The organism is Pseudovibrio denitrificans JCM 12308 (genome assembly GCF_001310815.1).
Taxonomy (GTDB): Bacteria; Pseudomonadota; Alphaproteobacteria; order Rhizobiales; family Stappiaceae; genus Pseudovibrio; species Pseudovibrio denitrificans.
The window spans coordinates 18,145-37,124 of record NZ_BAZK01000004.1; the positions used below are offsets into that span (position 1 = coordinate 18,145).

Annotated in this window: 18 protein-coding genes; 14 read left to right on the plus strand and 4 right to left on the minus strand. The window is 54.7% G+C overall.

The genetic code is table 11. The features are described from left to right. The first annotated feature begins 482 nt into the window (after window positions 1-482). Together JCM12308_RS05460 and JCM12308_RS05465 are read left to right on the plus strand one after the other, a co-directional pair. Window positions 483-1,208 carry an HAD family hydrolase gene (locus JCM12308_RS05460; protein ID WP_208609071.1) on the plus strand — a complete coding sequence of 242 codons (726 nt, stop codon included), beginning with the start codon at window positions 483-485 and terminating at the stop codon, window positions 1,206-1,208. A 187-nt stretch (window positions 1,209-1,395) separates the two neighbouring features. Next, window positions 1,396-2,328 (plus strand): DUF1499 domain-containing protein, encoded by a 933-nt coding sequence (locus JCM12308_RS05465; RefSeq protein ID WP_008549967.1) that lies wholly within the window; start codon window positions 1,396-1,398, stop codon window positions 2,326-2,328. 286 nt (window positions 2,329-2,614) lie between these two features. On the opposite strand, the gene JCM12308_RS05470 is transcribed toward JCM12308_RS05465, so the two are convergent. Together JCM12308_RS05470 and JCM12308_RS05475 are read right to left on the minus strand one after the other, a co-directional pair. Then, complete coding sequence (locus JCM12308_RS05470; protein WP_054783096.1) at window positions 2,615-3,826, minus strand: MalY/PatB family protein; 1,212 nt, start codon at window positions 3,824-3,826, stop codon at window positions 2,615-2,617. 62 nt (window positions 3,827-3,888) lie between these two features. Continuing rightward, the gene (locus tag JCM12308_RS05475; protein ID WP_054783097.1) at window positions 3,889-4,806 is read right to left on the minus strand and encodes an MBL fold metallo-hydrolase; all 918 of its coding nucleotides are present in this window, start codon (window positions 4,804-4,806) and stop codon (window positions 3,889-3,891) included. A gap of 341 nt (window positions 4,807-5,147) precedes the next feature. On the opposite strand from JCM12308_RS05475, the gene JCM12308_RS05480 reads away from it, so the two are divergent. From JCM12308_RS05480 to JCM12308_RS05510, 7 genes are all read left to right on the plus strand, one after another. Further along, window positions 5,148-6,116 carry a metal ABC transporter solute-binding protein, Zn/Mn family gene (locus tag JCM12308_RS05480; RefSeq protein ID WP_054783098.1) on the plus strand — a complete coding sequence of 323 codons (969 nt, stop codon included), beginning with the start codon at window positions 5,148-5,150 and terminating at the stop codon, window positions 6,114-6,116. Between the two features lies 1 nt (window position 6,117). After that, window positions 6,118-6,942 (plus strand): metal ABC transporter ATP-binding protein, encoded by an 825-nt coding sequence (locus JCM12308_RS05485; RefSeq protein ID WP_054783099.1) that lies wholly within the window; start codon window positions 6,118-6,120, stop codon window positions 6,940-6,942. Between the two features lie 9 nt (window positions 6,943-6,951). Then, window positions 6,952-8,187, plus strand: a complete 1,236-nt coding sequence (locus JCM12308_RS05490; RefSeq protein ID WP_054783100.1) for a metal ABC transporter permease — start codon at window positions 6,952-6,954, stop codon at window positions 8,185-8,187. After that, window positions 8,187-9,128, plus strand: a complete 942-nt coding sequence (locus JCM12308_RS05495) for a metal ABC transporter permease (RefSeq protein WP_054783101.1) — start codon at window positions 8,187-8,189, stop codon at window positions 9,126-9,128. Before JCM12308_RS05490 ends, JCM12308_RS05495 begins: the two co-directional genes overlap by 1 nt. Window positions 9,129-9,431: 303 nt before the next feature. After that, window positions 9,432-10,559: an extracellular solute-binding protein gene (locus JCM12308_RS05500; protein ID WP_008549908.1), complete on the plus strand. Its 1,128-nt coding sequence runs from the start codon at window positions 9,432-9,434 to the stop codon at window positions 10,557-10,559. Between the two features lie 178 nt (window positions 10,560-10,737). Continuing rightward, entirely contained in the window at window positions 10,738-11,823 is a 1,086-nt protein-coding gene (locus JCM12308_RS05505; RefSeq protein ID WP_054783102.1) for an ABC transporter ATP-binding protein, read from the plus strand. Then, the gene (locus JCM12308_RS05510) at window positions 11,816-13,150 is read left to right on the plus strand and encodes an ABC transporter permease subunit (RefSeq protein WP_208609072.1); all 1,335 of its coding nucleotides are present in this window, start codon (window positions 11,816-11,818) and stop codon (window positions 13,148-13,150) included. The genes JCM12308_RS05505 and JCM12308_RS05510 overlap by 8 nt, the downstream gene beginning before the upstream one ends. Window positions 13,151-13,296: 146 nt before the next feature. Here the strand turns inward: JCM12308_RS05510 and JCM12308_RS31315 are convergent, their stop codons facing one another. Further along, window positions 13,297-13,455: a hypothetical protein gene (locus JCM12308_RS31315; protein ID WP_244271836.1), complete on the minus strand. Its 159-nt coding sequence runs from the start codon at window positions 13,453-13,455 to the stop codon at window positions 13,297-13,299. Between JCM12308_RS31315 and JCM12308_RS31320 the strand changes: the two genes are divergently transcribed. Genes JCM12308_RS31320 through JCM12308_RS05525 form a run of 3 tightly spaced genes read left to right on the plus strand, consistent with a single transcriptional unit; the run spans window position 13,455 to window position 15,271 of the window. Beyond that, complete coding sequence (locus JCM12308_RS31320; RefSeq protein WP_244271837.1) at window positions 13,455-13,985, plus strand: ABC transporter permease; 531 nt, start codon at window positions 13,455-13,457, stop codon at window positions 13,983-13,985. The genes JCM12308_RS31315 and JCM12308_RS31320 overlap by 1 nt on opposite strands. 23 nt (window positions 13,986-14,008) lie before the next feature. Beyond that, on the plus strand, window positions 14,009-14,497 hold the full coding sequence (locus tag JCM12308_RS05520) for an SRPBCC family protein (protein WP_008549934.1): 489 nt from the start codon (window positions 14,009-14,011) through the stop codon (window positions 14,495-14,497). Window positions 14,498-14,554: 57 nt separating this feature from the next. Continuing rightward, window positions 14,555-15,271, plus strand: coding sequence for a hypothetical protein (locus tag JCM12308_RS05525; protein ID WP_054783103.1), 717 nt, complete (start codon window positions 14,555-14,557; stop codon window positions 15,269-15,271). Between the two features lie 21 nt (window positions 15,272-15,292). Here the strand turns inward: JCM12308_RS05525 and JCM12308_RS05530 are convergent, their stop codons facing one another. Continuing rightward, a complete protein-coding gene (locus tag JCM12308_RS05530; protein WP_037036960.1) occupies window positions 15,293-15,877 on the minus strand; it encodes a tetratricopeptide repeat protein in 585 nt (194 codons plus the stop codon). 484 nt (window positions 15,878-16,361) lie between these two features. Between JCM12308_RS05530 and JCM12308_RS05535 the strand changes: the two genes are divergently transcribed. Together JCM12308_RS05535 and JCM12308_RS05540 are read left to right on the plus strand one after the other, a co-directional pair. Beyond that, window positions 16,362-17,729 carry an ATP-binding protein gene (locus JCM12308_RS05535; RefSeq protein WP_054783104.1) on the plus strand — a complete coding sequence of 456 codons (1,368 nt, stop codon included), beginning with the start codon at window positions 16,362-16,364 and terminating at the stop codon, window positions 17,727-17,729. A 163-nt stretch (window positions 17,730-17,892) separates the two neighbouring features. Then, on the plus strand, window positions 17,893-18,912 hold the full coding sequence (locus JCM12308_RS05540) for a PstS family phosphate ABC transporter substrate-binding protein (RefSeq protein WP_054783105.1): 1,020 nt from the start codon (window positions 17,893-17,895) through the stop codon (window positions 18,910-18,912). Window positions 18,913-18,980: the final 68 nt, after the last annotated feature.

Sequence of the window (18,980 nt, forward strand, 5' to 3'; positions counted from 1 at the left end):
GTCAGCTCATATGCAGGAGTGATACTCAAATCGGGCATGAATATGTTAGCGCCAAAAAAACTAAAAAAGCCAATCTAATTTAGAGGGGGGAATTTCCCAATAATCTCAGCAATTTGAATGCATGAAACATGCCGTTAACTATTTACCTGAGATGTATTCTGGAAATTTGCTATATTATACAAAAGGATAAGGTTTTGGGTTGTGAGTTGATTAAAATTATCGCCACTAAACCATTAATGTATCAGGCCATTTTGGGTGACATTTGGCCGCAATTTCCCCGAATACGAAACTGACAAAAAACTGTGTATTTATTGTGCGACTAAGCTTGTGGCCGATTGATTAGCACCGTTCATAGTGATTGGTGCTCGTAATACTCTGTATAAGTGCGTAGATTGAGCCGCTTGCAAATAACACCTCTGTTCAGGCTTGGCCTGAAGACGGTCTCCCATAAAAGCCGTCAACTGCGCTAAAGGAAAATGACAATGAACGTGCGCGCCGTTTTGTTTGATCGCGATGGAACCCTGATTGATTTCAATAAGACATGGGGCACCGTGCTCCAGCATGTTCTGATGGATCTTGCGGGTGGGGATGTAAAGCTGGCCACCGAGCTTGGCCATCTCGTTAAGTTTGATTACGCCAGCTGTGCCTGCGAGCCGGGCAGCCCGATCCTGACCAATCCACCAAGCGGTTACAGCGAGCCATGGGCCAACCATCTTGGCGTTGAGTTCAACCGCGCATTTCTGGATCGGATCGAAGACCTCATTCTGGAACATGCCGCTGAGTGCGTTGCAGCATTTGATGACACCACTTCATCCATCAAAGCATTGGCTGCAGCCGGTTTGCCAATCGGTCTGGCAACCAACGGCACCGAAGCCAGCGCGATCGCCCAGCTGAAGCGTCTGGGCATCTTCGACTACTTCACCTTCGTCGTGGGTTATGACAGCGGCCATGGTGAAAAACCGGAGCCGGGCCAGCTGTTCGGCTTTGCTGAGCATACTGGCATCGAACCACAGCACATCGCGATGGTAGGGGACAGCCTGCACGACATGCACGCCGCTCAGAACGCAGGCATGCTGCGCGTCGCAGTCACCACGGGCGCATTGACCGCAGAAGAGCTGAAAGACCACTGCGACCATCTGTTGGATAGCCTGACAGATCTCGTGAATCTTGTTGGCCTTAAGTCAGCAGGTGAGGGCGCAGCAGCCTGATCCATGAGTTTGATCGCGGCGGCCCCCCGTCGCGGTCCTCCCAGAAGCTGCGCGAAAATAATAAAGGCATTCAACCCTCGGTAATTCTGGACTGCTATAATCTGGTATCGCGAAGTAAAGAGCTGTAACCTGCCTGACGAACGGGTAAGTTAAACTCTGAGCTGCAGATCGAAGAGAGTGGGATAGAATGACACTGCAACTGCCTTTAAGACATTCTCGCACTGCCATGCGCAGCCGCCGCATCGGCGCCATTGCGATCCCGTTTCTCATTCTCTCCGTTGCTGGTCATTACTTCGAGCTCTTCAACACAGAAGTGCTCCTCGTCCTCTTCGTCATCGGCTTCTTCATGGGAGCGACAGCCATTGTGCTGGCCGCCATTGCTGTGGTCGACCTTTGGAAGGATGGCGGCAAGGGCTTTGGCAATTGCTTCCTCGGCACATTTTACGGCTCAATTGTTCTGACCCCGCTGTTCATCGCAACGCTGGGGCTCTACATGTTCCCACCGCTCAACGACATCTCTACAGATATGGAAGACCCGCCCGCATTGGTGGCAGGTGATCGCATTGATGATGAGATTGAGCAGGATAAGCAGTTGATGCAAAAGGCCAGCTATCCGGACATCGTGCCTCGCCGCTTCCGCTTGCCACCGCCAGAGCTGCACAACGCTGTCTCCAGCGTGGCCTCCAGTATGGGCTGGAAAACCGTCTATGAACTGCCAGCAGGCTTTCCGGATGAGCCAACCTATCTTCTTATGGAAGCACGCATGCCGTACTTCTCTTTGAAGGATGATGTCGCAATCCGCATTCAACCAGATCGTGTCGGTACGCTGCTGGATATCCGCTCCGCTTCCCGCTTTGGCAGTCATGATTTCGGCACCAACGCCCGCCGGATCAGAGGTTTTCTGGCAAGTCTGGATAAAGTCCTGCTGCAAAACTACGGCATCACAGCGAGGGTAGAAGAGCCGGAACTGGTGCTGCAGGAAGAAATAGAGCTGGACGAGCCACAAATCACAGAGCGCGCGCCGCTGCTGGAAGTTCCTCTGGAACTGCCACCTTCAATTGCATCCATGTTGAAAGAACGTGGCTCCGCACCAATCCCCGCTCAAAAACCAGCACAGTAAGAAGACGTTCAGCACCGGGAAGGTCCGGACTGCTCGCTATTCGTGATTTGCTTGAGAAAGTAGCCCCAGAAACAACATAACCAGCGCCGGGGAAGCACTGGTTATGAAAGCTTGCGTGAACAACGAGTACCGCTTTAAGGCTATCGCGAAACTCGAAGAGTTCTTAAAGCCGGGGAAGCCGTCGAACTCTGTGAATCTAATATGACTCATTTAATAGCATATGTGTGTGATTATTGTCACGCACGCACAAAAAAATACGCCCAGAAACGGGCGTATCTTTGATAACTCAAATTATCGCTTTGAAATCAGGCGTTTGCTGCATGCGAAGATCTGCAAAAACATCTTCCAGACGTTTGATTGCTTCTTCAACTGTTGATTTTGGACAGGCCAGATTGAATCGCAGGAAGGTTTCGCCACCTTTTCCAAACGTGCTGCCAATGTTGACCGCAATCTTCGCCTGTTTCTGGATTCGGTTCACGATCTCATCAAACGGTAGGTCTACATCTTTAAAGTCGACCCACTCCAGATAGGTGCTCGCCATGCGCATCACTTTGGCACCCGGAATAGCCGCTTCCAGCCCTTCAATCAGCAGCTCCTGATTGGCCGCAACGTAGTCGCACAGTTCCGCCAGCCACTCTTCGCCATGGTTGTAAGCCTCAGTGGTTGCCTGAGAGCCAAGCGGAGTAGAGTGCACACCACAAGCGGTGCAGACCTTGCGATAGGCGTCACGCAGCTCTTTGTTGCTGATGAGGCAAGCCGCAGTCGCAAAACCGGCAAGGTTGAAGGTCTTAGAGGCGGAGGTGAACGTAATCGTCCGCTCTGCAATCTTTTCAGAAAGGGTGGCTGTCACAACGTGCTTGGAACCATCCAGAATAAGATCGTGGTGGATCTCATCAGAGATAATCAGGATGTTGTTCTCAAGGCAGAATTCACAAATGCGGGTCAGTTCTTCAGAGGTCCAGACACGACCACCCGGGTTGTGAGGGCTGCACAGCAGAAGGATCTTGGTTCGCTCGTCAATCTGGTCCTTCAGATTGTCGAAGTCCATGTAATAAGCACCATCACGCTCAATCAGCTGGCTCTCAACAAGGCGGCGGTTGTTGTCGCGCACGGCGCGGCCAAACGCGTGGTAAACCGGTGAGAACACCAGTACGCCATCGCCTTCTTCCGAAAACGCCTGAATAGCCATGGAGTAACCAGCCACAACGCCGGGCACGGTGGTGATCCAGTCTGCAGAAACGTCAAACTGATGGCGACGCTTCATCCAGGAGATGATGGCCTCTTTATAAGGCACGTCATTGCCATAATAACCGTTGATCCCGTGCTCGGCAGCACGCGCAACCATATCGTTCACGGCCTGAGGCGGGCGGAAATCCATGTCCGCAACCCACATAGGCAAACCGTCATCACTGCTGATGCCGTAGCGACTTTCCATCTCATCCCATTTCAGAGAATGAGTGTTTCTGCGATCGATCTTCTTATCAAAAATACTGGTCATTACGTCTCGAAAAGTTGGAGAGATCGGTTTCTCTGGGGTGTCGTGACAGCGTGTAGGTCTGGCTATGCCGTCTCACGCAGCGTGAATTTTGCGGAGAGTGTAACCTTACCATTGCACAAGACAACCCCTTGCGCGATGAGATCATCCAGTTGTGCAAGTACATTGAGCGCCGCAGCACCGTGCAGCTTTGGATCCACATCGGTGTAGATGGCTTTCACCATGGTCATGACATCATCATCTCCGGCACGCAGGCGCTCCATAATAGCGTCAGAGCGCATTTGGCGATGCTGCTTCAGCTGAGCAAGAAACACTTTCGGGTTGTTCACTTCACCGCCATGAGAAGGAAAGTAGCGGGTTTCGCCACGTGCCATCAGCTTGTCCAGCGACTTCATGTAGGCGTTCATGGAGCCATCTGGCGGCGCTACAATGGTCGTGGACCAGGCCATCACGTGGTCACCTGGCAGCATCACACCGTGGTCGGGCAGGGCAAAAGACAGGTGATTCTCGGTATGCCCCGGGGTCGCAACCACCTCAATCACCACACCATCAACAGAGATTTTGGCCCCATCTTCCAGCTCTTCATCCGGTGCAAAGTCCTTTTGAGAGCTCGCATCCATCGGAGTTTCATCCATGTCCTCGAAGGAAACTGCACGTCTGTGCGGGCCGCAACCCATCACGGGTGCGCCGGTTTTTTCTTTCAAAGGACCTGCAAGAGGGGAGTGGTCCACATGGGTGTGGCTCACAAGAATGGCCTTCACAGGACGACCATCAATCGCTGCCATCAGAGCGTCCAGATGCTCCAGATCCATCGGGCCCGGATCGATGACGACAACCTCGTTTTTGCCAACGATAAACGTGTTAGTGCCTGCAAACGTTAGGGCACCCGGGTTATTGCAGGTCACCCGCGCCAGTTCGTCGGTGATTGCAACAAGCTTGCCGTGTTGTGCATCAAACTCGCGATTGAAATCCATCTTGCTCATCTCAGGTCCCTCCCGTTGCCCCTATAAATAAGCCTTTGGCAAATAAGAGGCAATGGCAACTAGGCCTGATTGATAGTCGACTTTCTGCTCACTTCAAACGCTCCATGAGAATGGCAGCGAAACAACAAATTTCAGAAAGCTTCATTTTTTTATTGCTATTAAGAATGAGTTGCAACTAGACTGGGTGAAGAAACAGGATACCTGCGGAAGATCTGGTGGTATCTATATTTTAAAGAGCTCAGGGCGAAGATATTGGCCAAGGACAAAGCGGCCAGATCGGAGAACTGCAAAAGATGAAGAGCCGGTACGTTTGCTCAAGTCGTTTTAGAAAGTTGGACTTTATGCGCTACTTTAAAGCTGCTGCACTTGCAGTCACTCTGATGATCTTCGCAGGCTTCTCCAGCCTGTCAGCGGGCTTTGCAAAAACTCCAATCAACGCAGTGGCAACCGTTGGCATGGTGGCAGATGCAGTCCGCGCTGTCGGTGGTGATAACGTCACTGTCGAAGCGCTCATGGGAACCGGCATCGACCCGCACTCTTACCGCCAGACCCGCTCTGATGTTGTGAAGATGGGCCGTGCAGACGCAATCTTCGCAAACGGTTTGTTTCTGGAAGCGCAGATGGAAGATCTGCTGCTGAAGCTGCAAAAGCGCAAGCCGGTCTTCTTTATTGGTGAGACCATCGACTCCGCAAAACTGGAAGGCTCAACGGCCTACACAGGTCGCTATGACCCGCACGTCTGGATGAGCCCAACTCTCTGGAAAGGTGCAGTTGATGGTGTCACAGAAGCACTCATTTCTATCGATCCTGAAAACGAGCAGGAATACCGCGACAACGCAGCAGCTTACCTTGTGCAGGTACAGGAGCTTGCTGACTACGGCGACAAAATCCTCAAGACAGTCCCGCAGGAGCGCCGTGTTCTCGTAACCGCGCATGATGCGTTCACCTATCTTGGCCGCGACTTTGATCTGGAAGTGGTCGGCGTTCAGGGCATCTCCACCAACTCAGAAGCTGGCCTGCAGCGTATTGAGGAGCTGGTGGACCTTCTCGTAGATCGAAAAATCACAGCAGTGTTTGTTGAATCGTCAGTATCAGAGCGCAACGTGCGTGCCCTGGTGGAAGGTGCTGAAGCCAAAGGCCACAAAGTGGAAGTGGGCGGCGAGCTTTTCTCCGATGCAATGGGGCAGTCCAACACCTATGAAGGAACGTATATCGGTATGATCGACCACAACATGACGTCGATTACCCGCGCTCTGGGCGGTGAAGCTCCTGCGCGAGGCATGCAGGGTAAACTTGGAGCAGGTCACTAACATGCACGACAGAAGTTCTTCCGGCCTGCACCTGTTGCACGATACCGATGCAGGCAAAAACATAAGACCTGAAGATCTGCCGTTCACCGTGCAGGGCATGACAGTTGCGTACCATCACAAGCCAGTTCTTTGGGGCGTTTCCTACTCTGCCCCAAAAGGATGCCTCACAGCGATCATCGGTCCCAACGGTGCAGGCAAATCCACATTCCTCAAAGCAGCGCTGGGCCTGATCCCGAAGCTTTCTGGTGAAACCAAAGTATTCGGTGAGCCAATCGAAAAGGCTCTGAAGCGCATCGCCTACGTCCCGCAGCGTTCAGCTGTGGACTGGGACTTCCCGGCGACAGCTATCGATGTGGTGATGATGGGCCTTTACGGCCAAATTGGCTGGTTCCGCTGGCCATCTCGCAAGCATCGCCAAAAGGCAATGGACTGCCTGAAATCGGTCGGCATGCAGGACTTCGCAAACCGCCAGATCGGCCAGCTTTCAGGTGGTCAGCAGCAGCGCGTGTTCCTTGCCCGTGCATTGGCGCAGGACTCTGAAGTCTATCTGATGGATGAGCCGTTTGCGGGCGTGGATGCTGCGACAGAAAAAGCCATCGTGGCCGTACTTCGTCAGCTTGTTGCTGATGGTAAAACCGTGCTCGTCGTGCACCACGATCTTGAAACCGTGCGCGATTACTACTCCCACATCCTACTGCTTAATGGTCAGCATGTGGCGGACGGTCCGGTTGAAACAACCTTCACCCCGGAAAACCTGCAAAAAGCGTATGGCGGACGCCTCGCCAGCACCCAGCTGGACGGCCTCTCCGAAGCCTCAGGCGCATAAGGCAAAGCCATGGAACAGTTCTTTGCCGCCCTCACTCTGTCTGCAGGCTATAACACAGCACTGGTCTGCATCGGCGCTGCCCTCCTGGGCGCGGCCAGCGGCGCAATCGGCGTTTTTGTTTTGCTCAGAAAACGCACGCTGGTCTCTGATGCGGTCAGCCACGCGACGCTTCCCGGCGTAGCGCTCGCTTTTATCATTGCGCAAGTCTACTTCGGCTCAGGCCGATCCCTCCCGGTGCTCCTGTTCGGCGCAGCGCTGTCTGCTGGTATCGGCGTGCTGGCCGTGGACTGGATCAAAACCCACACCCGCCTCACAGAAGATGCTGCCATCGGCACTGTGCTCTCCACCTTCTTTGCAGTCGGTATGGTCCTTCTGACCATCATCCAGTCCATGTCCATCTCAGGGCAGGCGGGTCTGGAGGGCTTCCTCCTCGGCGCAACCTCCGGCATGCTCAAGTCCGAAGCGCTGACAATCGCAGTGGCTGCAGCCCTCGTTGGCCTTGCCGTTGTGCTGCGCATGAAAGAATTCTCGCTGCTTTGCTTTGATGAAGGCTTTGCAGCAGCCAGTGGTTACAACGTCCGCTGGCTCGACCGTACTCTTCTTCTCTTGCTTCTCGGCATCGTGGTAATCGGCCTCAAAACCGTTGGCCTCGTGCTCATCATCGCTCTGGCCATCATCCCGCCTGTGGCTGCCCGTTTCTGGACAGACCGCGTGCCGGTGTTGGTTGCCATTGCAGCAGGAATTGGCGCCTCGGGAAGCTACATTGGAGCTGCTCTCTCAGCCAGCGCACCAAACATGCCAACCGGCGGTTTGATCGTGCTGGTGCTCTTCAGCTTCTTTGTGGTTTCCCTCCTTGTCTCGCCCGTTCGCGGTGTGCTCGCCGCAGCGCTCAAGCATTACCGCTTCCAGCGCATCGTGCACCTGCGTCAGGGCTTGCTCGCCATCGCGCACAACGAGCCGGTGCTCGAACCGCTGACCCGCTCCATCCTGCGCAGAGGCGGCTTTATGAGCGGAGACGGCCAACCGACCGTGAAAGGCCAGTCAGAAGCACGCCTGATCGAGCGTGATCAGAAGCTCTGGAACCTCTACCGGGAAATGCATCCGGAAGAGTCCCATGCGCTGGCTGACTGGTCCCTGAAACCAATCGGCGAAGTCCTGCCTGCTGACACCGTTAAGGTGCTGGAGCAGGAACTCAGCCCCCATGTGGTGCACCCTGAAGAAAGCGGTAAAGGAGGAGCAAACTGATGGATATCTTCCTGCAATTTGACCTCCCAAGCATCCTGCTGGGCTCTCTGGCAGCGCTGGCCTGCGGTCTGCTCGGCAACTTCCTCGTCCTGCGCAAACAGGCGCTCATGGGTGATGCGATCTCCCACGTGGTGCTTCCCGGTATCGTGCTCGGCTTCCTGTTCTCTCATGAGACCGGTTCCTGGGCCATGATGATCGGGGCAGGGATTGCTGCCATCTTCGCCGTGCTGCTTATCGAGCTCATCCGCCGCATCGGCAATGTAGAACCCGGCGCTGCCATGGGTGTGGTCTTCACCACCATGTTCGCAGCTGGCGTTGTCATTCTGGAGCAAACCGGAACAGCAGGCGTCCACTTGGATGTAGAGCACGCTCTATATGGCAATCTGGAAAGCGCCATCTGGCTGGATGCTTACACCCTCTCTGATCTTTGGAACTGGCAGGCACTGTCGACCCTGCCGGAGAGCATCAAGCAGCTGTTCATCGTCAATTTGTTGGTGATCGGCTTCATCGTGCTGTTCTTCAAAGAGCTGAAGATCTCCAGCTTCGACCCGCTGCTCTCCGCCAGCCTCGGCTTCTCGCCAAAATGGCTCGGCCTCTCACTCATCGTGATGGTCGCCATTGCAGCAGTTGCAGCGTTCAGCGCAGTGGGCTCAATCCTCGTGATTGCCATGTTCATCTGCCCGGCTGCCACAGCGCGCATGCTGACCGATAACCTAAAGACCCAGCTCTTCATCTCAGGCATTGCATCCCTGTCCGCTGGCCTGTTCGGTTACCTACTTGCAGCCTTCGGTCCGGGCCTGTTGGGCTATGAGTTCTCCGTCTCCGCTGCCGGTATGATTGCTGTTGTCGCTGGTCTGCAGCAGGTGCTTGCCATGTTGTTCGCGCCGCACTACGGCGTCGTCATGCGTCGCCGCCGGCAAAGGGAGCATGTCAGCGCCTGAAAGAGCCTGTAGACTTCGACAATGAAAAGGGAGTGCCCCAAAAGGCGCTCCCTTTTTTAGTTTGCCAAATAAATAACAGATTGAAATTACCTAGAGTTTTTCGCTCAACTTATAGAAATACAAATACAATATTGCGTAGCTCGCTAATAATGAGCTACGCTCGATAAGTTAATATACGTAAATTGTCATGGGTCTGTCACAGGTTGCAGTTAGCTGCCTAGGTGATGGAACCAGAGAGGTGTCGAATCTCTGCATCGCACCTTGGTTGCTATTAGAATTTCTTAGTCTCTTGAGGGCCCGTTAATGTCTATCTCTCGTCGTTCAGTACTGAAAGGCACTGCTGCAGCGTCCGCCGCTGCTGTTGCTGCTCCTGCAATTTTGAAGGCCTCTGATGCGCTGGCATCTTCAGGTCAGGTGAATGTGTTCGCATGGGGCGACTACGTTCAGGACAACATGATCAAGAAGTTTGAAGGTGACACAGGGATCAAGATCAACCTGTCCACCTTCGGCTCCAACGATGAAGCTGAGCAGAAGCTGAAAGCAGCTGGCGGCAAAGGCTTTGACGTGATCTTCCCGTCCATCACCAACGGCGCGAACTACTACCCGGATGACCTGCTGGCCCCTCTGGACGAAAGCAAGCTCAAGGTGGATGCTGTTGTGCCATCCATGCTGCGCGACAGTGTAAAGCTCGGCGGTACCTACCGCGGCAAGCGCATGTTGCTGCCATTCGACTGGGGCACAGAAGCTATCACCTTCGACAGCACAGTCTTCCCGCTCTCAAACGACGAAGTCTCCTTCGGCTCTCTCTGGGCTCCGGAAGCCAAAGGCAAGGCTGCATTCCGTCAGAAATCCGCTCTGATCGGCACAGGCCTGTACCTCGATGCAATCGGCAAGGTGAAATCCAACCGCATGCTCGACGTGTACAAGACCGAAGAAGACGCCCGCCGCGTCTGGGATGAAGTGGCCAAGTTCATCATCGAACGCAAAGAAAACATCGCAGCGTTCTGGAACAACGCAACCGAAGCAACAAATGCCTTCAAACAGGCAGGCGCGTCCATCGGCCAGACATGGGACACCACTGGCCTGCTGCTCAGCCGTGAAGATGCAAAGTGGAAGTACCGCATGCCAAAAGAAGGCGGCATGACCTGGATGGACTCCATGGGCATTCCAAGCGGTGCTGAAAACACTGAGCAGGCCTATGCGTTCATCAACGCCATGCTTGATCCGGAAATGGCTGGCATGTTCAGCGCAAACACCGGCTACAACTCCGCTGTTGTGGGTGCCGCAAACCATGCAGGCGAAACCTACAAGAAGCAGTTCCTGGAGATCTACAACAACGACACCCTGGCGAACCTGTGGTGGTACCCGGCTGACACGCCGTGGTTTGCACCGCTTCGTCAGGAGTACGTGGACAAGATCACCAACGCCTAGCGGCGTTGACAGCAAAGCGCGGCATCAGCCGCGCTTTGCATATCAGCTTGCAATCGCAGCGGCGGCACAAGCCCAGTAGTTTGCAAGGAAGGAACTGCGCTCTGGTACGGCCAGAAGCCGAGCGGAAAACCTCAGGTTTCCATCCCTGAAAACCATAAGATAAAGCAATAGGCCCTTCATGCATGGCAATGATGTAATTCTTGAAAACCTCTCCATGAGATTTGGCGATTTTGTCGCCGTTCAGCCCACGAACCTCAAAATCAATGCTGGTGAGTTTTTCTCTATCCTCGGCCCGTCCGGCTGCGGAAAAACAACCATCCTGCGCATGATCTCCGGCTTCCTCAGTCCCTCTCAGGGCCGCGTCGTCATTGGCGACAAAGACATGTCCGGCATTCGAGCCAATGCCAGACCCACCGCTCTGATCTTCCAGAACCTCGCGCTCTTCCCGCTCATGAGCGTACGAGACAACATCGCCTTCGGTCTGGAAGCACGCGGCATTTCCAAAAAGATCCGCCACGAAAAAGCGCAGGAGCTCCTATCCCTCGTCGCGCTGGACGGGCAGGGCGATAAACTGCCAACCGAACTGTCCGGCGGTCAGCGTCAGCGCGTTGCCATTGCCCGTGCTCTCGCAGTTGAGCCATCCGTGCTCCTGCTTGACGAGCCGCTTTCCGCGCTGGACCTAAAGCTGCGCCAACATATGCGCGCTGAGCTGAAAGAACTGCAGCGTAAAACCGGCGTCACCTTCATCTACATCACCCACGATCAGGGTGAGGCGCTCACCATGTCAGACCGTGTCGCCGTCATGAACCACGGCGTGGTGGAACAGGTCGCCACCTCTGACGAAATCTACGCCCATCCTGTCACCCCATTCGTCGCCAGCTTTGTGGGTGAGCAGAACGTCTTCAAGGGCAAGGTCGTTGGCAAAGAAGGTGACTTTGCCGTTCTGGAAACCTCCCAAGGCAAGCTGTTCGGCCAGAACGCACATGGCTTGAACGAAGGGGAGGAGGCCATCCTGTTCGTTCGCCCGGAACGCGTCACGCTGGAAGAAAAGGACGGCCAGCAAAATGGCCTCTCTGCAAAGCTGGAACGCCGCGATCTGGAAGGACCGTTTGTGAACCTGCATATGCGGGCAGGGGATCAGCCAATCGCAGTCCATGTCACCAACGTGGAGAAAACACACCAGCCACTCGGCTCTGATCAGAACCTCTGGTTCGCAGCACAGGATGCTGTTGTGATGCGTCCAGGAGAGCTGGCCAGTGAATAGTCTGATCAAAAGTTACGGCAAAGGGCTCACGGCTCTTTTCATGGGGCTGGCAGCACTCTGGATCGTGCTCCTCATCGTCCTGCCTCAGTTTTCCATGATCGAGCGTGCCTTCACCTACGAAGACAGGGGCGGTGCAGCGGCCACACTGGCGCTGGAAATTGATCGGGCCTATGAAGAAGTGTTCCAGATCAACACTTCGCTGGAAGAGCTGGACGCAGAAAAAGATGCTGTCAATGCAGGGGAGGCAACAGCCAAACCGCAGGACGGCGCCTCCTCTCTCAACCCGTTTGCCACACCAGAACCCTCCACCCCTGGCGGAGCATCTGGTCTAAACCCATTTGCAGAGGAAAGCCCGGCGCCGTCAAACGATGCCACCGGCCTCAATCCATTTGCAGAACCTTCCGGCAATGACACCACCGGCCTGAACCCGTTCGGAGCACCATCGTCTGGCGGGGCAACAAGCGCGACCCGCACGATTGCTGAAATCGAAGCTGAAGTAGAACCGCTTCTTGCCAGAAAAGGCGAGCTGGAAGCAAAGATCGCCACACTGGAAGCCGAAGAGAAAGCCACCAGCGAAAGTGTTGGACTGGATACTTCGTACTCTCTCAAAAATTTCACGATGATGAGTTCGATCCACTTCCAGATCTTCCTGGCAACCATCGCCTATGCGCTTTGCGTCACCATTCTGGCGTTCATCATGTGTTACCCGGTGGCTTACGCTGTCGCCACAACAACCAGCCGCAACAAACTTGCTATCCTGATGATTGGCCTGCTGATCCCCTATGCGATCAACGAGCTGTTGCGCATCTTCTCGTGGATCATGATCCTGGAGAAGCAAGGCATCTTAAATGGACTGCTCGATCTGTTGGGCATCATTAATCTGGAAGCAGGTGAGGGCTTCCGCTTTGTCGCCTCAAACGGCGCAGTCTTTACGGTGATGGTCTATGCCTACGTGCTGTTCATGGTCTTCCCGATCTACAACACCATCGACACGCTGGACAAAAACCAGATCGAAGCGGCCCGCGATCTTGGGGCCTCTACATGGCGCATCCACTGGCGCGTGGTCTTGCCGCACGCCAAACCGGGCATTGCCGTTGGCGCGATCATGACCTTCATGCTCTCAGCCGGTTCCATCGCAGTTCCAAGTGCCGTGGGTCGTGGTCTGCACCCAGACTGGTTTAGTCAGGTGATCTACCGCCGCTTCTTTGAGGCTGACAGCTGGAACCAGGGCGCTGCTTATTCACTGGCACTTCTGGTGGCCTGTATCGTCTTTATTCTGTTTAATATGTGGGTCTTCCGCGTCGGTATCCGGGATATCGCGAAATGACGGCAACAACTCTTGAAAGTACCGGCGTGACAGAAACAGCTAAAACTCCAATTGATTGGGCGTCCGCCGTCCTCAACGGCTATCTGGTGATTTTCTTCGCCTATATGTTCCTGCCGATGATCTTCATGGTGATCGCAGCCTTCAACTCAGCGCCAACACCTTCGGTCATTGACTGGCAGGGCTTCACGCTGGATTGGTTCCGCGCTTTGCCGCAGGATCAGCGTTTCATTGATGGTCTTGTCCATTCGCTTATCATTGCGGTGGGCGTGATTATCATCTCCATCCGCTGGGCCTTGCAGGCGCATTGCTGCTCACCCGCCTGCAGTCTCAGGCAACAACCTTCCTCTACACCGTTCTGGTCTCGCCCATGCTCACACCGGGCATTGTACTTGGCGCAACCACGCTCATCTTCTGGCGGGATGCATTTGGCGTGGAAGGCGGCCTGTTCACGGCCACCATCGCCCAGTCCAGCTTCATCGCCTCCTACTGCATGCTCATGTTCATGGCCCGCTTGCAGCGTCAAGATATCGTGCTGGAAGAAGCAGCGCTGGACTTGGGGGCGTCCTCGTTCTTCGTGTTCCGCCGGATCACGTTGCCCTTCTTGATGCCCACCATTTTGACCGCATCCGCCATCGCGTTTTTGCAGTCCATTGAGAATTACAACACCACCTTCTTTGCCATCGGCCCAAGCTGGACCCTTGTGACAGAGATTGGCGCGCGCATGCGCTTTGGTATATCCCCTGTCATCAATGTCATCGGTGTTCTCTTTGTAGCAATTACGATAATTGCTGCTACAGTCTATGTGATGGCAAGCCGCAGGAAGGGACGCGGCTGACAGAACTATTTTGGGGGGAAGCAATGACATCAGGCGAAATGGGTGTCTTGGAGCAATTTTCATTGTGCAAGGCAGAGGTGCTTCTGCCTGCCTCTGCTCAAAGCGCCTATGTGTGTTTTCTGGAGAAAATTGATGCCTGGTGGCCTGCGGAATACAGGTTCTCCCCGGACGGGGTTTTAGGCATAGAGCCGCTGGTGGGCGGCTCGTGCTTTGAAGACGTGGAAGATGGCAGGCGCCTGCACTGGGGTACCATTCAGGAGCTGGAAGAGGGTAGCAAGATCGTCCTTGCCTGGCAGATCTCTCCCAAACGCCTGCTCATTGAAGACCCGCAAAAGGCTGGCATCGTGACAATTCAGTTTTCAGATGTTGAGGGTGGCACCCAGCTCAAACTGGTGCATAGTCACTTTGAGCGCTACGGAGACGGCTGGCGGGAGTACCTGCGCGCCATGAACTCCAGCGCCGGATGGGCCTACTGCCTGAACAAGCTGAAAACCGCCATTGTGAAGATCTAGGCACCTCGCTCAAAGCGGTGCCGGTTCTCCAATGAAACTATGCATTTAGGAGCCCTCATGAAGCTCAAGTTCCGTTGCCTGCCAGAACTTCATGGCCATATTCCAGAGCCGGTTGAGGCAAAATCAGCGCTTCCGGAATGGTTGAAGGACATCCCTTCGACCGTGGAAAGTGAGCTGCTGGGTAACGAACAGGTGCGCACCCTCAAACACTGCCCACCCATCATTGACGTTTTCTCTACGGGCATCCTCTTCAAGTTGCCCTGCGATGTGACAGTCAAAGACGGTGAGTTTTCGTGGCACTGGCCCAAACCGGTCTCGCCCAAAGCACAGCAAACCCGATCCCCCATCGGCCTGCATGTGCCGGAACAGGCAACCGGGGCTCCGCTGGGCACGAACCCGGGCGACTTCATCATCAAGCTCAACAACTTCTGGAGCATCGAAGCGCCGGAGGGCATCTCACTGCTCTTCACCCATCCCCTCAATCGTGAAGAACTACCCTTCAGAACGCTGGCTGGTGTGGTGGACTGTGACCGCTTCAAAGGTGGTTTTGTGCACTTCCCGGCACTCTGGAAGAACGCGGAGTTTGAAGGCACACTCAAAGCTGGCACCCCAATCGCACAGGCTTTCCCGTTCAAGCGAGAAGCAATGGAGCTGGATTGTGCGCCGATGGATGAGGCTGAGTTCGAAACCCATCTGGACACGCAAAACAAGCTGCAGGCAGAGCCGGGGCACTACCGCAAGTCTGTTCGGGCCAAGCGCTCCGTGGAAGCGTAAAGGTGAGGGGGCTTCTAATCTCTAGGGCAGCATAGCCTTTGAGTTGAGCGGCACACGGCCAAAGGAGCCCTGGCTCATAATCTTCAAAAGTTCAGGACGCACAGGTGGGTTGTTGGCAAACAGGCGCCGCAGCATACTGATACCTTCTTCATCCCCCATCATCTGCATGGCCTCGGCAGCACCCAGAATGTTCTCCGCATCATTCTCAATCTCAGCCCGCTTCTGGAACGCCTGCAACGCAAGATCCGGCACTTCCATGTGAAGCGCAATGCGCGCCAGATTCAGCAATCCGTCTCCGTCATCGGGGTAGGCGGCTGTGTACTCGGCGAAGTCATTCAGGGCGGTGTTGAAATCTTCCATGTCCAGACAAGCCGCAGCCCGCTCAAACATTGCGCCTTGGTGCTGCGGTGAAAACTCCAGTGTCTTCTCAAAGTTCTCAAGGGCTTGAGCATTGTTGCCGGCGCGGCGACGAACAAGGCCCAGATTGTACCAGAGGCTCGGGTTGGTCTCGTCTTCTTCCAGCATGAGAAGAATATACTTCTCTGCTTCTGGCCAGTTTTCCTGCGAAATTGCTGCTTCCAGTTTTTCCAGAATCTCTTCCATCATCAGCCCTTCGTTCCGTGCCCTAAAGTCTTCCCCGGCAAGCAAATTGCCTTCGCTCTCAGGTCCGTCCGCAGTACCTATTTAAAGGCGCAGGCCATTTAAATACAATTACCAAAGGTAAGAGAGAGATGACACTTCGCATCAATTGAGCTCTAAACGCAAAAGATGAGAGTTGCGTGACGTTGAACCTGCTTCAAATGAAGCTTTGCCGATTAATTATTATTCCTCAGCTTCTCTTCTGCTTGATTTGTTAAACCTGCTAAATATATAACCGCGCCAATGCGTCGAAAATGTCTGAGTGGATCTACGCTATTTCCTGAGTGGACCGAACCTCCAAGATCCTTGGTTTCGCTACGTCTCCTTGTGGGGAAATTGCAAAAATGAGCAGCCGCCGTCGCGAGAATGTCATGCTGACCCTGTTAAATTCTCGGTCAGTCTGAAAGAAAAAACAACGTAAACGCGCAGCGGCGTTTAGAGAGTGGCACGTATGTCCCTGGATACTGACAAGGAAGAAAAGCAGGTAAATCAGGAGCCGTTGAGACTGGGTCTCAACAGGCAGGCGATTTATCGCAAAACCGTCGATGTACGCTGGATCCTTCTGGCCGCCGCAGGCATTTTTGCTGTCTTCTCTATTGCCTTTCAGGTGCCTGTCTGGGCCTCCTTCTTCGCATACGCGCTCATCTTCATTCTGGTCATTGGCGGTGGCATGAAAAGCCGCACCAAGGTCAAAGCGCCAAGCGGTGTCAGCCGCAAGGAAGCCAGCGAGATCGTGGATCGCGGCATGAAGTCCGCCGTCAACGCACTGCCGGATCCGTGTTTCGTCGTCGACTACCGCGGTACCACCCAGTACGTGAACCTCGCCGCACAGCGCCGCTTCGGCACCATCGCGGTGGGCGACCCTCTGTCCTTCCGCATCCGAGCACCTTCCCTGCTGGAAGCGCTGGACCGTGTCTCCAATGGCGGTTCCACAGAAGTCATTGACTGGTCCGAGAAGGTGCCAATGGAACTCTGGCTTGAAGCGCACATTGCGCCGCTCTGGTCTGTCTCCAGCGGAAACCTCGCCGTTCCTCGCGGACGTCCGGGCCTGATCCTCGTCGTCATCCGCGACCTGACCGAAGCCCGTCGTCTGGAGCGTATGCGCGCCGACTTTGTCGCCAACGCCTCCCACGAGCTGCGCACACCGCTCGCATCCCTCACAGGCTTCATTGAAACCCTGCAGGGACCAGCGAAGGGCGACCCGAAGGCTCAGGACCAGTTCCTCGGCATCATGCTGGATCAGGCAGAGCGCATGCGCCGCCTCATTGATGATCTGCTGTCTCTGTCCCGCATCGAGATGAAAGTGCACGTCCAGCCCGAAACCCTCGTGGACCTCGGCCTGATTATGCGCCACTCCGTGGAATCGCTTCTGCCCGTCGCCAAGGAAAACGGCGTCGAGCTGAATGTGACAGTGCCCGATGAACCTGCAGAGATTCGCGGTGAGAACGACGAGCTGGTGCAGGTCTTCAACAATCTGGTCGAAAACGCCCTGAAATACGGCTCCAGCGGTGGCCGAGTCGATGTCACATGCCGCCCGGACCCTGATTCCACCGAGACACCGCACTGGATCGCAGAGGTTCGTGATTACGGCCCGGGCATCGATCCGGAGCACCTGCCGCGATTAACCGAGCGTTTCTATCGGGTTGACGTGGTCACCTCCCGTCAGATGAAGGGCACAGGCCTCGGTCTGGCCATCGTAAAACACATTCTCACTCGCCACAGAGCCCGCCTGGAGATCGAGAGTAAGCCAGATGAAGGCGCCTGCTTCCGTGTGTTCATACCCGGTGCCGTTATTTATGACGAAAATGAACTCGATTAAAAATATGTAGCAAAATCAATATCTTGCGATGTCATAAAACTGATACTCAACGTTCATATAACCATCACAGCCAAACGCTAGGTTACAGCCAGCTCACAGCCGGGGCGCTGTGAGGTGAACGTAATTAATCAGTTTTAAAACCAAGACTCTCAGGAGACTTCAGGTGAAAATCAAGGCATTCGCAAGCGTCGCAGCGCTCGCTCTCGCAGGTACCATTGCTGCAGGTTCCGCACAGGCTCGTGATCAGATTCAGATCGTTGGTTCCTCCACTGTTTTCCCATTTGCAACAGCAGTAGCTGAGCAGTTTGGTCAGAAAACAAACTTCAAAACACCAGTTGTCGAATCCACTGGTTCTGGTGGCGGCATCAAGCTCTTCTGTGAAGGCGTTGGCGAAAACACACCTGACATCACCAACGCTTCCCGCCGCATGAAGGCAAAGGAGCTGGTTAAGTGTAATGAGGCTGGCGTAACCCCGGTTGAAGTCACTGTAGGTTTCGACGGTATCGTTCTGGCAAACTCCAAAGCGGGCGCTCAGCTGGACCTGACCCTTGATCAGGTGTTCCTGGCTCTGGCCAAAGAAGTCCCAGTCGACGGCAAGCTGGTTGCAAACCCATACCAGAAGTGGTCCGACATCGACCCATCTCTGCCAAACACCAAGATCGAAGTTCTCGGTCCTCCTCCAACATCCGGCACTCGTGACGCATTCGCTGAGCTGGCAATGCAGGGTGGCTGTAAGAAAGTTGCTGGCGCTGCAGAACTCGGCCTGAAGAAAAAAGCATGTCACGAAGTTCGTGAAGACGGTGCTTACATCGAAGCAGGCGAGAACGACAACCTGATCGTTCAGAAGCTGGAAGCAAACCCGAACGCACTCGGCATCTTCGGCTTCTCCTTCCTCGACCAGAACGCTGACAAAATGCAGGGCGCAAACATCAACGGTGTTGCTCCTACTTTTGATGCGATCGCAGCTGGTGACTACCCAGTGGCCCGTTCCCTGTTCTTCTACATCAAGAAAGAGCACGTTGGCGTCATCCCAGGCATCGCAGAATACCTGGCTGAGTTCACCAACGAAGACACCTGGGGCGACGAAGGTTACCTGGCAGACAAAGGTCTGATCCCACTGCCAGCAGCTGACCGCGCATCAGTTTCCAAGTCTGCATCAGCTCTGACACCACTTGCATTCTAATTGCAAAAAATCAGAGAGCGGTCAGCACCTCAGCTGGCCGCTTTCACGCATCCGCAAAAGGTCGACAG

What these genes read in the sequence shown, in the direction of transcription:
- JCM12308_RS05465 (WP_008549967.1), top strand. Translation starts at nt 1,396, where the DNA reads ATGACACTGCAACTGCCTTTAAGACATTCTCGCACTGCCATGCGCAGC.
- JCM12308_RS05460 (WP_208609071.1), top strand. Translation starts at nt 483, where the DNA reads ATGAACGTGCGCGCCGTTTTGTTTGATCGCGATGGAACCCTGATTGAT.
- JCM12308_RS05475 (WP_054783097.1), bottom strand. Translation starts at nt 4,806, where the DNA reads ATGAGCAAGATGGATTTCAATCGCGAGTTTGATGCACAACACGGCAAG.
- JCM12308_RS05530 (WP_037036960.1), bottom strand. Translation starts at nt 15,877, where the DNA reads ATGATGGAAGAGATTCTGGAAAAACTGGAAGCAGCAATTTCGCAGGAA.
- JCM12308_RS05535 (WP_054783104.1), top strand. Translation starts at nt 16,362, where the DNA reads ATGTCCCTGGATACTGACAAGGAAGAAAAGCAGGTAAATCAGGAGCCG.
- JCM12308_RS05520 (WP_008549934.1), top strand. Translation starts at nt 14,009, where the DNA reads ATGACATCAGGCGAAATGGGTGTCTTGGAGCAATTTTCATTGTGCAAG.
- JCM12308_RS05525 (WP_054783103.1), top strand. Translation starts at nt 14,555, where the DNA reads ATGAAGCTCAAGTTCCGTTGCCTGCCAGAACTTCATGGCCATATTCCA.
- JCM12308_RS05485 (WP_054783099.1), top strand. Translation starts at nt 6,118, where the DNA reads ATGCACGACAGAAGTTCTTCCGGCCTGCACCTGTTGCACGATACCGAT.
- JCM12308_RS05470 (WP_054783096.1), bottom strand. Translation starts at nt 3,826, where the DNA reads ATGACCAGTATTTTTGATAAGAAGATCGATCGCAGAAACACTCATTCT.
- JCM12308_RS05490 (WP_054783100.1), top strand. Translation starts at nt 6,952, where the DNA reads ATGGAACAGTTCTTTGCCGCCCTCACTCTGTCTGCAGGCTATAACACA.
- JCM12308_RS31315 (WP_244271836.1), bottom strand. Translation starts at nt 13,455, where the DNA reads ATGCGCCTGCAAGGCCCAGCGGATGGAGATGATAATCACGCCCACCGC.
- JCM12308_RS05500 (WP_008549908.1), top strand. Translation starts at nt 9,432, where the DNA reads ATGTCTATCTCTCGTCGTTCAGTACTGAAAGGCACTGCTGCAGCGTCC.
- JCM12308_RS05505 (WP_054783102.1), top strand. Translation starts at nt 10,738, where the DNA reads ATGCATGGCAATGATGTAATTCTTGAAAACCTCTCCATGAGATTTGGC.
- JCM12308_RS05495 (WP_054783101.1), top strand. Translation starts at nt 8,187, where the DNA reads ATGGATATCTTCCTGCAATTTGACCTCCCAAGCATCCTGCTGGGCTCT.
- JCM12308_RS05480 (WP_054783098.1), top strand. Translation starts at nt 5,148, where the DNA reads ATGCGCTACTTTAAAGCTGCTGCACTTGCAGTCACTCTGATGATCTTC.